Below are 14,281 nucleotides of genomic sequence, written 5' to 3'. Positions count from 1 at the left end.
TTGTACCTTAGTAGCTTTGTTTGTTTTTGCTTCACGAAAGGGTTTGTCTTTGTCTCTATTGCTGATATGACGAACTTTCCGAAGGTGTGCTTCTAACTCTTCTTCAGGCACTTTTAGCTCTAGGCTATCCATAGAAGCATTGGCCTTTACAGGGGCAGAATCTATGGCTTGGGTGTGACCACTTACCATGCCTGCTGATACACATAGTTCGAATACCTTGGTAAAAACTTCTTCAAATATTGTTTCAGGGAAAAGCTGTCGAGTTCGACTAATGGTGGAATGCCAAGGAAGTTCTTCATCGATATCATAACCTAAGAAAAACAAAATGTCTAAACGCATACTACAATGAGCTACGAGCTTGCGGTCGCTGATAATATTTTCTAAATAGCCTACTAAACATAGCTTAAAGAACACCACAGGATCGATGCTTTTTTGCCCGCTACTACCATAATAGCCTTTGGTAAGTGTGTATAAGTAGTCTAAATCTAAAACCTTGTTTAATCGACGATAAAAGTTGTCTTCGGGAACACGCTCACTTAATTGAAAGTTACTGAATAATTTTTCCTGATATTGTTTTTTGCCTTGCATACAATAAGTTACGAAAATTAATCATAAAAAACATCTTAGCTATGGATTTTTTTGCTAAATTGTGCAACAGACACAATGTGTATATGCGTTCGGTCAATGTCCGTATGTTTGAAAACAATATAAGGCTGATTGCCGTAGCCCATACGTTCCATATACTCCTGTGCCATTTCGGTAAACTGCTCATCGCTTACCCTGTCTTTCGGGTCGGGGTTCAATGAAATATGCCGTACCGTCTTTTCCGTTTTGATATTGGCAGACAAATACGGTTCAAAGCATTTGTTGAAATACGCTACGGAATACCTGCCGTCCATTGTATCGGGTATCTTGTTCAGCAACAAAACCGCTCCGTTTTCCGTTTCCACTTTCTGCTGATTGTACAAAATCGCTCCGTACATATTGCTACCTTTTCCGATTTTTGCAATCATAATTTCACTCTTTGTTTAGATACTTTGCTTCGAATTCCTGTGTCAAACGGATGACTTCCTGCGTATTTTTTGCCAATTCAATGGTTTCTTTTTCCAATTTAAAAAGGTATGTTCCTGCTTTTTTCTCTGAAAAATTGCGGTACAATATCTTCACAATCTAATTGTAATTTGTTCCGATTGCTCTGAATTGGCTAAAAAATCGGGTCAATTTTTCGTGGTATTCTACCGCATTCATATCAATTTTTACGGTCTTTACCGTCTTCTGAAAGATACAAGCCGTGATGAAATGTGCTACTGCTTTCATTCCCGATTGGTCAAAGAGGGCAAGAAACTTGGCATTATCCTCTGCGTTCAGGTTAATGGAATACCGATGTACGGCAGGGTCGTTCTTCGGTTTTCTCCCTGTTTTCCTAAACTGTTTACTGTTCTTTTCTTCCATAATAAATCCATTTTTAATTTTACACAAACGAGCGACTTCGGAGCCGTTTCCAGCCCCCTGCAAGGGCAAGTGCTTTTGAGGTACGGAAATTTATTTCGAGGACCTCAAAAGATAACTTGCTCTGAACAGGGGTTCAGAAAAATCCGTTTTGCAAACGGATTGGAGTTAGCCGAAAAAACCAACCGCTTCCGTTTACAAAGTTCCGTAAGACTATTTGAAATACAGTGATTTACAAACACGACAATGAACGCCAAATAGTGCCACTGACTGCCACCCTTATTCAGGTTAGGATTACTTTTATTTCCTTTGTTGTGGTTAGCTGTCTGATTGGCTATGGAGTTAGTAATGGGTTAAATAGATTGCCTGAAATCCATTAGCTTTTTAGCTAATTGAAAATATGTAGGTGCAATGATATATACAACTGACTGTTCAGCTAACTAAACAGCTAATCTGAAACAACATTAAAAACGATAGATATGATACAGGAAGACGACAAAAAACAGCAACCCGAAGCACAGGATTTTATGGAAATGATTATCGGTAACGACAAGAAAAATACCCAACAGGAACAGCAAACCGTAATACATCGGAACGACTTTACCGAAGACGAAAAATCCATAGAAACGGAAGATACAAAACCGACTGCAAGTAATACCAAAAGAACGACCTCAAAGCCGAAGAAGCTGACGAAAGAAGATTATTGTGGGCAGTTCTTTAAAATCCCTACGACAACGGCAAGCAAAGGTAAATCGGTCTATGTACGGCAGGAACACCACGAAACGTTCAACAGGCTTACAAGCATTATGGGCATTGACAAGCTAACGATTTATGCGTATCTGGACAACATTATCGAATATCATTTTCAGGAGTTCGGGGAGTTGATTAAGGAAATCTATAACGAAAAGCACCTTAAATGTTGATTTTTTTATCGTTTCCATACTCACAATTCTTAATGATAAAATTAAACCTATGTGAGCTACGGAACAATATGAAAAACTATGCAGAAGACTGAAATATAGTATTTTAAAAAGATTGTTTTCAATATTTAAAAGTAACGTTTTAGTAACCTTACTTTTGCCAATCGTTGCTTTTTTCTGCTTTTTACCTCATTACCAAAAATCATAAAACGGCTGTAAAGTCTTTATTTACAACCGTTTTTCCTTTTATTAATCTTTGATGTATTTTTACTGAAAATTTATTTTAAAAAAGACAAAGTTAAGTAGAGAAATTTAGAATTTATGTAAACTTACTTGATTTTTACATTTTAATAATACATGCTTGTAACATTTGGACATAGAAACTGTTTATTAATAAAACAACAATAACATGGTAAAGAAAGTAGTTTTAGGAGTATTGTTAGGCATTAGCTTAATAGCTTGTAAAGGAGGAGCGGTAGTTGGGCAAGATCAAAAAGAGATTATAGCCGTAACTATAGATTTGGTAGAAGTGGTAGATGATAAAGTACAAGTAAGCATCATGGCGCCTGAAATTTCTGCAAAACAAACGATATTTTATATTCCTAAAATTGTGCCAGGAACATATTCTGAAGATAATTATGGGGAGTTGATAGATGATTTTGTCGCGTTAGATAATAAAGGTAAAAAATTAGAGGTTAGTAGGCTAGATAAGAATTCTTGGAAAATAAAAAATGCTAATAAGTTAGCCAAAATAACCTATTGGGTAAATGATACTTATGATATAGTTACAGGCGAAAAAGGCGTGTTTTCTCCCGCAGGAACAAATATAGATAAGGATAATAATTTTATGCTTAACCTGCATGCCTTTGTAGGTTATTTTGAAGGAGAGCAAGAGTTGCCCTATCAACTAAACATCAAAAGGCCGAAGCACCTTTATGGAGAAACTTCCTTGCCACGATTGCATAAAAGGGATAGTTTAGGAATAATTACCGATACCTTTATGGCATCGCGTTATTTTCAAGTAACCGATAATCCTATAATGTACGCCAAACCAGATACAACTAGTTTTAACCTGCAAGGGATGAAAGTAAAACTTAGTATGTATTCGCCAAACGGACTTCATAAAGTTACCGATATAGCGCCAGAGATAGAACGGTTTATTACAGCTCAAAAGAATTTTTTAGGCAGTATAGATAATACCAATGTCTATACCATTTTATTGTATCTAACCGATGTTAATAAGCCAGACGCTCAAGGTTACGGAGCATTAGAACACCATACCTCCACTACCGTCGTGTTGCCAGAAACAATGCCGTTATCAGACCTTAATAAAAGCATGAGAGATGTTGTCTCGCATGAGTTTTTTCATATCATAACGCCTTTAAATATTCATGCCGAAGAGATTCATTATTTTGATTATAATACACCAAAAATGTCTAAACATTTATGGATGTATGAAGGAGTAACCGAATATTTTGCTAATTTATTTCAGGTAAATCAAGGACTTATATCAACACAGGAATTTTATGATAATATGGCCGAGAAAATTCAAACCTCTCGTGTTTATAACGATACGATTCCCTTTACAACTTTAAGTGAAAATGTATTGAAGTCACCATATAAAGACGATTATTACAATGTATATCAAAAAGGCGCATTAATAGGAATGGCACTAGATATACGTTTACGTGAATTAAGCGAAGGAGAAAAAGGCATTCTGGAGTTAATGAAACAATTGTCTGAAAAATATGGAAAAGATGTTCCTTTTAAAGATGAGCAATTGATAGATGATATGGTAAACTTAACCTATCCAGAAATAAAAACTTTTTTTAATACTTACGTTTTAGGAAATACCCCGATACCTTATCAAGAATTTTTAGCTAAAGTAGGGGTGAGCTATACTACCAATAACAAAAAAACAGGGGTTTTTCTCGACGGAGAAATTCCGTTTATCGATGTAAAACCCGCTAGCGAAGAACTGTTTTTTAGAGAAGGTATTTCATACAACTCATTTTTAGAACAATTAGGCATAAAAGCAGGAGATGTTATCCAAAAAGTAAACAGAGAAAAATACGATGTAAACCGTATATTCCTTTTGGTTTTAAGGTCTCAGAATTGGAAAGACGGGCAGAAAATAAGCATAGAAGTGTTGCGTGAAGGAGAAACAAAAATACTAGAAGCGCCTTACCAACAACCTTATATAAAACAAGTAAAATTGAAAAATGAAATATTGCCTTCAAACAGTAAGAAAGTAAAATTAAGAGAAGCTTGGTTAAAAGCCTAAGTATTTTTTGAAATTTAGTTTGGAAATCAATAAAGATACTTATAATATTGGAGGTAATTTTTTAAGCCAAAATCAATGATAAATTTAAAAGGAACTGGCGTAGCTCTTGTAACGCCTTTTACAAGTGATAAAAATATAGATGTAGAAGCGCTAAAACGTATAGTAGCTTATCAAAAAAATAATGGGATAGATTATTTGGTCGTATTAGGAACTACAGCCGAAAATGCTACCCTTTCGGAAGAAGAGAAAGAACAAGTAAAACAGATTGTTAGCGAAGAAAACAACGGAGAATTACCATTGGTTTTAGGGGTAGGAGGAAACAATACCAAAGCAATTGTAGCTCAATTAACTCCAGAAAACCTTAAAGGGTTTGATGCCATTCTATCAGTTGCTCCTTATTATAACAAACCGACTCAGGAAGGCATTTATCAGCATTTTAAAGCGATAGCAGAAGCCTCCCCGCTACCTATATTGTTATATAATGTACCAGGGCGAACAAGTGTAAACATGCAACCCGAAACAATTGCACGCTTAGCTTCATCGTTCTCAAATATAATAGGGGTAAAAGAAGCGGCAGGCGATATGGTACAAGCCATGGAAGTAATTGCTAAAACTCCAAAAGATTTCCTTGTGATTTCTGGCGATGATATGATAACCTTACCTATGGTTTTAGCTGGAGGAGCAGGCGTAATATCGGTTATTGCACAAGGTTTTCCTACAGCGTTTTCTACTATGGTTAATTTAGGGCTTCAGCGTAAAGTAGATGAAGCTTACCAAATTCATTACCAATTAGCCCCAATGATTGATTATATATTTGAAGAAGGAAACCCCGCAGGAATTAAAAATGTATTCAAACATTTAGAACTCTCTACCGAAGAAGTGCGCTTACCGCTAGTAAAAGCAAGTACAGCCCTAAATGATAAAATAAACACCTACATTTCTACGTTTAAGAAATAAAAAAACAACCCCTACTAGCTTTATATAGAATTGAAGTTTTTATAATTCAGTAGAAAGCAGTACTTTTGCAAGATATTTCAAGTTATGATGAAAAAAATACTTCTTCTTGGCGTTTGTATAGTTGCCTTTAGCTGTAGTGAATATCAGAAGGTTTTAAAGAAAAACGACATAAAACCTAAATACGATATGGCTATAAAGTTTTATGACGAAGGCATGGAGACAGGAAAGAAAACAAAACTCAAAAAATCTATACGCCTTTTAGAGCAAATACTGCCTCAGTATAGAGGAAAACCTCAAGGTGAGCGTATTGCTTATATATTTTCAGATGCGCATTACCAGCTAGAAGATTATTTTGGCGCAAGTTATCAATTTGAACGTTTTGCAAAGGCTTATCCTAAAAGTCAAAAAGTAGAAGAAGCATATTATAAAGGAGCTAAAAGTTATTATTATATATCACCTGTATATAGTAAAGACCAAATAGATACGTATAAAGCGATAGAGAAATTTCAGCAATACATTAGTTTATATCCAGATGGGCAATACATAGGAGAAGCCAATGAACTTGTTGGTGAATTACGCGATAAACTAGACAGAAAAGCCTTTGAAATTGCACAACAATATTACCATATAGAAGACTATAAGTCTGCTATTGCAGCAATGGCTAACTATATAGAAGATAGGCCAGGAGCTAAATATATGGAAGATGCTTATTTTTATAAGCTCAAAGCCGCTTATGTTTTAAGTATAAACAGTTATAAACACTTAGTAGAAGACCGCCTGGAGGATGCACAATCTTATGTAGAGGATTATGAAAAATATTATCCAGAAGGCTCCCACATAGAGGAAGTTAAAGAAATTTCAGAAGACATTAACAAGCGATTAATTACAAAAAATCAAGCATAATTATTTTAGGTATGGATTTAAAGAAGACCGAGGCACCTGTATCAACCATTACAATAGATAAAGATTTGGTAGATGCTCCAACAGATAACATATATGAAGCAATATCTATTATTGCAAAACGTGCAAACCAGATAAATACCGAAATTAAAAAAGAGCTTATTGAAAAGCTAGAAGAATTTGCTACATACAACGATAGCCTAGAAGAGGTATTTGAAAATAAAGAGCAAATAGAAGTATCTAAATTCTATGAGCGTTTACCAAAACCACATGCTATTGCTGTAAAAGAATGGTTAGACGGGAAAATTTACTACCGCGATACAAACGCAGATAGTTAAAAACACAAAGCAATGAGTGTATTAAGCGGCAAACGTATATTGCTAGGAGTAACGGCAGGTATTGCCGCTTATAAAATTGCACCACTTACACGGTTGTTTGTAAAAGCAGGAGCAGAAGTAAAAATTATTCTTACTCCTAAAGCAGCCCAATTTGTAACCCCTCTAACACTCTCTACACTTTCTAAAAATAAAGTTTATACAGATTTTATAACAGAAGATGAAAATCAGTTGTGGAATAATCATGTAGAATTAGGATTGTGGGCAGATGTAATGATTATTGCACCAGCAACAGCCAATACCATTTCTAAAATGGCAAATGGGCAGTGTGATAATTTTTTGCTAGCCACTTATTTGTCGGCAAGATGTCCCGTGTATATCGCTCCAGCTATGGATTTAGATATGTACCAGCATCCTACAACACAGAAAAATTTAGCATTTTTAGCAGAGATAGAAAACCACATAATCCCAGCAACATCAGGAGAGTTGGCAAGTGGTTTGGTAGGACAAGGAAGAATGGCAGAGCCTGAAGCTATTTTTGAACAAATTTCAAACGCATTCTCGTTAAGTAAACTACCATTAAAAGGGAAAGAAGTACTAATAACTGCAGGCCCAACCTACGAACCTATAGACCCCGTACGTTTTATAGGAAATCATTCTAGCGGAAAAATGGGCTATGCCTTGGCAGAAGTTGCCCGAAATCTTGGTGCTAACGTAACCTTGATAAGTGGACCTAGTGCTTTAGCAGTACCTAAAGGAGTGAAAACAATAAAAGTTTTTACCACAGCAGAAATGTACTCGGCAGTACATCAGTACTATAAAAACAGTCATATTGTTATTGCGGCAGCAGCGGTTTCAGATTATAAACCCGTTAGCGTTGCCAATCAGAAAATTAAAAAGAAGGAAAACGCCTTAGCGCTTCAATTAGAAAAAACACAAGATATTTTACTTTCTTTAGGAGAAAATAAAACACACCAATTTTTGGTGGGCTTTGCATTAGAAACTGAAAATGAGGTGGAAAATGCACAGAAAAAGCTTAGCAAGAAAAATCTTGATTTAATAGTTTTAAATTCTTTAAACGATAAAGGAGCAGGTTTTAAAACCCAAACCAATAAAATAAAGCTGATAAGTGAAAATAGCATAAACGCTTACGATTTAAAAGATAAGCACTTGGTGGCAAAAGATATTTTTGATGCTATTTTAGAGAAACTGTAATTTAGCATCAATAGAATAACAATAATTAGAGACTTTGAACGTTCCATTTGTCCAGTCTTAAATTATAGTTTACTTTGCTGTAATAAAAGTTATATATGAAAAAAATAGTTTTAATAAGTATCGTTTTTTTATCGAGTATTCCGGTTTTAATAGCGCAACAATTTAACAGTCAGGTAACTGTAAATGCAGAGCAAACAGGTAAAACACAGTTAAGTATATTTAAAACCTTAGAAAAAGCAGTTAAAGAATTTGTAGATAATACCGATTGGACTGGCGATAAATTAGAAGATCATCAGAAAATAAACTGTAGTTTTTTTATTAATGTAATAAAATACAATTCAAACCAATTTACAGCTACTTTACAAGTGCAATCTTCAAGACCTGTATTTGGGAGCACAACAGAAACACCAATTCTTAATATAAAGGATAATAAAGTTAATTTTGATTATAAGGAATTTCAACCCTTAATATACGACCCTAATGCTTATTCCTCCAACTTAGTTTCGGTGTTAAGTTTTTATGTTTATACCATTTTAGGTTTTGATGCTGATACATTTGAAACTAATGGCGGAAGTGATTTTCACGAAGTAGCTAGGCAAATTGTAAATACCGCACAACAAGGTAAGCGTTCAGGATGGAGTGCTAGCGATGGTAACAATTCTAGGTATCAGTTAAATCAAGAAGCAATTTCGCCTAATTTAAAAGCGTTTAAAGAGGTAATGTATAAATATCATCGTGAGGGATTAGATCAAATGTATGCAGAGCAGGAGGTGGCAAAAGAGCAGATTAAAGAAGCCTTGCTAGCGCTTAAAAATGTTAATGATGCTCGGTCTAATACTTATTTATTGCGTTCATTTTTCGATGCAAAATCAGATGAAATTCAGCAAATTTTTAGCGGAGGTGCAAAAACATCGGTAAAAGAGTTACTTAATGTTTTAAACAGTGTAGCGCCATTACATAGTAAAAAATGGCAAGAAATAAAGTATTGATTTATGTGGTGAAATTCCTTCCTCATAAAAATCAAAACTCTCAAAAATCCCTCGTATATTTACCTTTCAAAAAGAATAGTAAAAATATACCATATTGCTTAGCTCGTTAACAATAAAAAACTTCGCTTTAATAGAAGATATAAAACTTCCTTTACAAGACAAGTTTACCGTAATTACAGGAGAAACAGGTTCTGGTAAATCTATTTTATTAGGAGCTTTATCATTGTTGTTAGGAAATCGTGTAGATAAATCTACCGTAAGAGATCCAGAAAAAAAATGTATTGTTGAAGGTGTCTTTGAGGTGGATGCTTATAACCTTCAAGCGTTTTTTAATGAAGAAGATTTAGATTATGAGTCTCAAACTTTTATAAGAAGAGAGATATTGCCTTCGGGTAAATCCAGGGCTTTTATCAACGATACGCCAGTTAACCTACAACAATTAAAAGCCTTAGGGCAACAGCTTATCGATATTCATAGTCAGCATGAAACCCTATCGGTAACTTCGGCAGCTTATCAATTACAAGTTATAGATACCTTAGCTAAAAATCAGGAGGAGATACAAAAATATCAAGAAGCTTTAGCTGCTTATCAGGAAACCCATATAGCTTTAGAAACATTAAAAGAAGAACAAGCAGTAGCTAAAAAAACATACGATTATCACTCTTTTTTATTAGAAGAACTAAAAGCAGCTTCTTTAAAGCCTAGTTTGTTAGCAGATCTTGAAGAAAGGTACAAACAATTAACAAACGTAGAAGAATTAAAAGAAAATTTAAGCGGTGCTTCTTACCACCTTCAACAAGAAGAAATAGGAGCAATGTCTAGCCTGTTGTTGGCAAAACAAAAATTGCAAAGTTTGGTTAAGTTCGGAAATCAATACGAACAATTACACCAGCGCGTAGCAAGTAGTTTGGTAGACTTGGAAGATGTAGTGGTGGAGTTAGACAGGCTTTCGGAGGCCATAGAAGACAACCCAACAGAGTTAACTTCGGTTAGCGAACAATTAGAAAAGATATACGCACTTCAGCAAAAGCATCAGGTAAATAGTGTTGAGGAATTAATAGAAATTCAAACAGATTTAACGCAGAAAGTTTCTTTAACAGAAAATGCAAATGAACAACTTGCTGCGTTAGAAGAGCAATTAAAAACCTTGAAGGATAAGGCTTTAGCGATAGCCGAAAAATTGCATAAAAACCGAGAAAAAATAGCTGTAAAATTAGCTAAACAAATAGAAAGCCTATTAAAACAAATAGGTATGCCTAATGCACAACTAGATATCTCGACAACCAAAACAGGAAATCTTTTATCAAACGGAATTACACAAGTAGATTGGTTATTAGCGGCAAATAAAGGAGTAGGGTTTGGAAGCATTAAAAAATCTGCTTCAGGAGGAGAATTATCTAGAATAACGTTAGCGGTAAAACGTATTTTAGCGTTTTATAGCAATATGCCAACCATAATATTTGATGAAATAGATACTGGGGTTTCGGGAGAAGTAGCGCAAAAAATGGGCGATATTATGAAAGAAATGAGTTCAAAAATGCAGGTGATAAGCATTACGCATTTACCTCAAATTGCAGCAAAGGGAAATTGGCATTTAAAAGTATATAAACAAACAAATGTAAATAAAACCCAAACACATTTAAAGGTTTTATCTACAGATGAACGTATAGAGGAATTGGCAGAAATGTTAGGCGGAAAATCAAAAACAGCTTCGGCAATTGCTCATGCAAAAACCTTACTTGAATAAAAACAAGAATTCTTATATTTACACGATATTAAAAACAATTAATTATGGCTTATAACCTACTTAAAGGAAAAAGAGGAATTATTTTCGGAGCTTTAGACGAAAATTCAATAGCTTGGAAAACAGCAGAAAAAGTACACGAAGAAGGAGGGAAGTTTGTGTTAACAAATGCACCTATCGCTATGCGTATGGGAAGCATTAAGCAATTAGCAGAAAAAACAGGTTCAGAAATTATTCCTGCCGACGCAACTAAACTAGAAGATCTAGAAAATTTAGTAGAAAAAGCAACCGAAATTCTTGGAGGGAAAATAGATTTTGTACTTCACTCTATCGGGATGTCGGTAAATGTACGTAAAGGCAAACATTATACAGAGTCAAATTACGATTTTACAACCAAAGGTTGGGATGTATCTGCCGTTTCTTTCCATAAAACAATGCAGGTATTGTATAAAAAAGATGCCATAAACGAGTGGGGAAGTATTGTAGCTTTAACCTATATGGCGGCGCAACGCGTATTTCCAGATTATAACGATATGGCCGATAATAAAGCCTACTTAGAGTCTATTGCCCGTAGTTTTGGATACTTTTTTGGAGCCGATAAAAAAGTACGTGTAAACACCATTTCTCAATCACCAACACCTACTACAGCAGGACAAGGTGTAAAAGGTTTTGATGGCTTTATTGCTTATGCAGATAAAATGTCGCCATTAGGAAATGCCACTGCCGATGATTGTGCAAATTACACCTTAACTTTATTCTCAGATTTAACTAAAAAAGTTACTTTACAAAACCTTTATCATGATGGAGGTTTCTCTAACATGGGAGTAAGCCAAAAAGTAATGGAAGCTTTTGAAAAAGGAATAGAATAAATAAAAAATAAATTCTTTTTTAAATCCCAAAGTTTATAGCTTTGGGATTTTTCTTTCTTATTTTTGTTTTGTGAAGTTAACCTATAGTTTTATAATCCCCGTTTATAATAGGCCAGATGAAATAGATGAATTACTGGCTAGTTTCTTAAATTTCAGTTCGAAAATACCTTTCGAAATTGTTATTGTTGAAGATGGTTCTACCCAAACATCTGATAAGGTTATTGAGAATTATAAAAATAGCCTAAACATAATGTACTTAACTAAACCTAATACTGGGCCAGGAGATTCAAGAAACTATGGGATGAAAAAAGCTAGCGGGAATTACTTTATTATCTTAGATAGCGATGTAATATTACCCAAAGATTACCTAGACGAAGTAGCGGCTTTTTTACAACAAGACTATATAGATTGCTTTGGAGGTCCAGATGCTGCCGATGCGAGCTTTTCAGACATTCAGAAAGCAATTAACTATAGCATGACTTCTTTTTTAACAACAGGAGGCATACGTGGAAAAAAGAAAGCAGTAAAAAAATTTGAGCCTCGTAGCTTTAATATGGGGCTTTCTAAAAAAGCATTTCAGGCTACATCGGGCTTCGGAAAGATACACCCAGGTGAAGATCCAGATTTGGTGATTAGGTTAGAGAAATTAGGATTTAAAACAGCCTTTATCGAGGGCGCTAAAGTATATCATAAACGAAGAATTAGTTGGGATAAATTTTATACTCAAGTTAAAAAATTTGGAATGGTGCGCCCCATTCTAAACTCATGGCATCCGCATACAAAAAGCATTGCCTTTTGGTTTCCTACCATGTTTAGCCTTGGCTTACTAAGTGCGGTAATTTTACTTTTAATAGGTTTTCCTTATTTAATGTATTTTTATGCCCTCTATTTTTTATTGTTGTTTCTAGATGCTTTTCTAAAAACTAAAAACTTTAAAATAAGTATTTTAGTACTTTGGGCTGTTCTTATTCAATTTTTTGGTTACGGAATAGGTTTTTTTACAACGACGTTTTATATTAGAGTTTTAGGTAAAAACCCTAGAAAAACATTCCCTAAATTGTTTTTTGATGCTTAAGTTATTAAAGAAAATAAAAGAAACCACTTTTAGAAAAACCAACTTTAAAGCATTTTCATTGTTTTTATTGTTGTCTATAATAATTTGGATATTGATTCAATTTTCAAAAACGTATCAAAAAATAATAGAAATTCCTGTAATTTATCAAGAGCATCCAAAAGATAAAATTATAACAAAAAAGAAGGATGTAATTACGGTTAAAATTACCAATACAGGGTTTGGGTTAACAAAATTGGCTATTAATAAACCTAGTCTTGCAATACCTTTAAACGAGCTTCCTGAGCGGAAAAATAATTTATATTTTTCAGTAAATAAAAATAAAGCGCTGATAGAAAACCAATTAACTTCAGCTTTTAAAAGCATAGTTTACCTTACCGATACCTTAAAAATACCTTTTCAGCAGAAAGCGGTAAAAAAAGTTCCTGTAATCTCTGCCATTAAGACAAAATATGCAGCAGGATTTTCTTCAAAAAATGGCATTCAATTATCGCCAGATTCAATTAAAATTATTGGCGAGCAGGATTATTTAGAGAAGATAAACTTTGTTTCTACAAAACCTAAAACATTAGTTGATTTAAACCAATCAAAAACAGCAAACATAGCAATAGAAAAACCAAAGTTTAAAAACATACAAGTTACTCCAGAAAAAATTACATACAGTATAGATGTACAAAAGTTTACAGAAGGCGAGTTGGCTATTCCTATAACAATAATTAACGCACCGCCAGAAACAGAAATAAGCTTCTTTCCAAAAGAAGTCGTAGTTGTTTTTTCGGTACCCCTAGAATATTATCAGGAAATAGATAAAACCGATTTTAAAGTAGTTTGCGATTATGGTGCAATTATTAAAAATCAAGACTTTTTAATTCCTAAATTAACTAAAAAGCCAGAAGTTATTACTAACTTTAGGTTAAATACAAATAAGGTACAATTTGTTATTAAAAAGAAATAAATGTATATCGTAGGATTAACAGGAGGTATTGGCAGCGGAAAAAGTACTGTAGCTAAAATGTTTCGAGCTTTAGGGGTTCCAATTTATATTTCGGATGAAGAAGCTAAAAAGCTTATGGATTCCTCTGAAGAAATAAAGCAGCAACTCGTAAAACTATTAGGAGAAAAAGCACTTACACCAAAAAATATACCCAATAGGCCGTTTATTGCACAAAAAGTATTTTCAGATAAAAATCTTTTAGAAAGGTTGAATAAAATTGTACATCCAGTTGTAGAAAAACACTTCAGCATTTGGGTAGAAAAACAAAAAACAGCCTATGTAATTTATGAGTCGGCAATTTTATTTGAGAATAATGCACAAAACAAGTGTAACTATATCATATTGGTTACAGCTCCCGCAGAAACACGTATAAAACGAGTAATGGAACGCGATGGAGTAACAAAAGCTCAGGTAGAGGAGCGTATGAAAAACCAATGGGACGACAAACAAAAGCAAAAACTAGCCGATTTTATTATAGAAAATATAAACCTTAAGCAAACCCAACTACAAGTTGAAAAGCTTCATGGTAATTTTTTAGCACTTTAGAAAAGAT

Annotated in this window: 13 protein-coding genes and 2 pseudogenes; 12 read left to right on the top strand and 3 right to left on the bottom strand. The window is 34.1% G+C overall.

What is annotated here, in order from left to right:
• From GGR32_RS10000 to mobA, 3 genes and pseudogenes are all read right to left on the bottom strand, one after another.
• Positions 1 to 588, bottom strand: a 588-nt coding sequence (locus tag GGR32_RS10000) for a transposase (protein ID WP_183478065.1), incomplete at its 3' end; no start/stop codon positions are given.
• Positions 589 to 653: 65 nt separating this feature from the next.
• Positions 654 to 1,013 (bottom strand): annotated as a pseudogene (locus tag GGR32_RS09995) (relaxase/mobilization nuclease domain-containing protein); the annotation flags it as partial.
• Positions 1,014 to 1,017: 4 nt separating this feature from the next.
• Positions 1,018 to 1,452 (bottom strand): annotated as a pseudogene (gene mobA / locus GGR32_RS09990) (conjugal transfer protein MobA).
• Positions 1,453 to 1,928: 476 nt separating this feature from the next.
• Between mobA and GGR32_RS09985 the strand changes: the two are divergent.
• The 12 genes from GGR32_RS09985 (at position 1,929) to coaE (ending at position 14,274) form a co-directional block, all read left to right on the top strand.
• Positions 1,929 to 2,372, top strand: a complete 444-nt coding sequence (locus tag GGR32_RS09985; protein ID WP_183478064.1) for a DUF3408 domain-containing protein — start codon at positions 1,929 to 1,931, stop codon at positions 2,370 to 2,372.
• A gap of 406 nt (positions 2,373 to 2,778) precedes the next feature.
• Entirely contained in the window at positions 2,779 to 4,653 is a 1,875-nt protein-coding gene (locus tag GGR32_RS09980) for a M61 family metallopeptidase (RefSeq protein WP_183478063.1), read from the top strand.
• A gap of 75 nt (positions 4,654 to 4,728) precedes the next feature.
• On the top strand, positions 4,729 to 5,610 hold the full coding sequence (gene dapA / locus GGR32_RS09975) for a 4-hydroxy-tetrahydrodipicolinate synthase (protein WP_183478062.1): 882 nt from the start codon (positions 4,729 to 4,731) through the stop codon (positions 5,608 to 5,610).
• Positions 5,611 to 5,694: 84 nt separating this feature from the next.
• Positions 5,695 to 6,513 (top strand): outer membrane protein assembly factor BamD, encoded by an 819-nt coding sequence (locus GGR32_RS09970; RefSeq protein WP_183478061.1) that lies wholly within the window; start codon positions 5,695 to 5,697, stop codon positions 6,511 to 6,513.
• Positions 6,514 to 6,524: 11 nt separating this feature from the next.
• On the top strand, positions 6,525 to 6,848 hold the full coding sequence (locus tag GGR32_RS09965; RefSeq protein WP_183478060.1) for a DNA-directed RNA polymerase subunit omega: 324 nt from the start codon (positions 6,525 to 6,527) through the stop codon (positions 6,846 to 6,848).
• Positions 6,849 to 6,860: 12 nt separating this feature from the next.
• The gene (coaBC, locus tag GGR32_RS09960; RefSeq protein ID WP_183478059.1) at positions 6,861 to 8,060 is read left to right on the top strand and encodes a bifunctional phosphopantothenoylcysteine decarboxylase/phosphopantothenate--cysteine ligase CoaBC; all 1,200 of its coding nucleotides are present in this window, start codon (positions 6,861 to 6,863) and stop codon (positions 8,058 to 8,060) included.
• A gap of 95 nt (positions 8,061 to 8,155) precedes the next feature.
• On the top strand, positions 8,156 to 9,049 hold the full coding sequence (gene porD, locus GGR32_RS09955; protein WP_183478058.1) for a type IX secretion system protein PorD: 894 nt from the start codon (positions 8,156 to 8,158) through the stop codon (positions 9,047 to 9,049).
• A gap of 94 nt (positions 9,050 to 9,143) precedes the next feature.
• A complete protein-coding gene (gene recN, locus GGR32_RS09950; RefSeq protein ID WP_183478057.1) occupies positions 9,144 to 10,796 on the top strand; it encodes a DNA repair protein RecN in 1,653 nt (550 codons plus the stop codon).
• A gap of 44 nt (positions 10,797 to 10,840) precedes the next feature.
• Positions 10,841 to 11,662, top strand: coding sequence for an enoyl-ACP reductase FabI (locus GGR32_RS09945; RefSeq protein ID WP_183478056.1), 822 nt, complete (start codon positions 10,841 to 10,843; stop codon positions 11,660 to 11,662).
• A 70-nt stretch (positions 11,663 to 11,732) separates the two neighbouring features.
• A complete protein-coding gene (locus tag GGR32_RS09940; protein ID WP_183478055.1) occupies positions 11,733 to 12,737 on the top strand; it encodes a glycosyltransferase in 1,005 nt (334 codons plus the stop codon).
• Positions 12,730 to 13,689, top strand: coding sequence for a YbbR-like domain-containing protein (locus tag GGR32_RS09935; protein ID WP_183478054.1), 960 nt, complete (start codon positions 12,730 to 12,732; stop codon positions 13,687 to 13,689). Before GGR32_RS09940 ends, GGR32_RS09935 begins: the two co-directional genes overlap by 8 nt.
• Entirely contained in the window at positions 13,690 to 14,274 is a 585-nt protein-coding gene (coaE, locus tag GGR32_RS09930; protein WP_183478053.1) for a dephospho-CoA kinase, read from the top strand.
• Positions 14,275 to 14,281 lie beyond the last annotated feature (7 nt).

Source organism: Mesonia hippocampi (assembly GCF_014197445.1).
In the GTDB taxonomy this organism is placed as follows: domain Bacteria; phylum Bacteroidota; class Bacteroidia; order Flavobacteriales; family Flavobacteriaceae; genus Mesonia; species Mesonia hippocampi.
Note: the sequence above shows the minus strand (reverse complement) of the source record. Positions and strands in the feature narration are given on the sequence as shown.

Coding starts and splice junctions, on each gene's coding strand:
- GGR32_RS09985 (WP_183478064.1), top strand. CDS start 1,929: ATGATACAGGAAGACGACAAAAAACAGCAACCCGAAGCACAGGATTTT.
- GGR32_RS09980 (WP_183478063.1), top strand. CDS start 2,779: ATGGTAAAGAAAGTAGTTTTAGGAGTATTGTTAGGCATTAGCTTAATA.
- dapA (WP_183478062.1), top strand. CDS start 4,729: ATGATAAATTTAAAAGGAACTGGCGTAGCTCTTGTAACGCCTTTTACA.
- GGR32_RS09970 (WP_183478061.1), top strand. CDS start 5,695: ATGATGAAAAAAATACTTCTTCTTGGCGTTTGTATAGTTGCCTTTAGC.
- GGR32_RS09965 (WP_183478060.1), top strand. CDS start 6,525: ATGGATTTAAAGAAGACCGAGGCACCTGTATCAACCATTACAATAGAT.
- coaBC (WP_183478059.1), top strand. CDS start 6,861: ATGAGTGTATTAAGCGGCAAACGTATATTGCTAGGAGTAACGGCAGGT.
- porD (WP_183478058.1), top strand. CDS start 8,156: ATGAAAAAAATAGTTTTAATAAGTATCGTTTTTTTATCGAGTATTCCG.
- GGR32_RS09945 (WP_183478056.1), top strand. CDS start 10,841: ATGGCTTATAACCTACTTAAAGGAAAAAGAGGAATTATTTTCGGAGCT.
- GGR32_RS09935 (WP_183478054.1), top strand. CDS start 12,730: ATGCTTAAGTTATTAAAGAAAATAAAAGAAACCACTTTTAGAAAAACC.
- coaE (WP_183478053.1), top strand. CDS start 13,690: ATGTATATCGTAGGATTAACAGGAGGTATTGGCAGCGGAAAAAGTACT.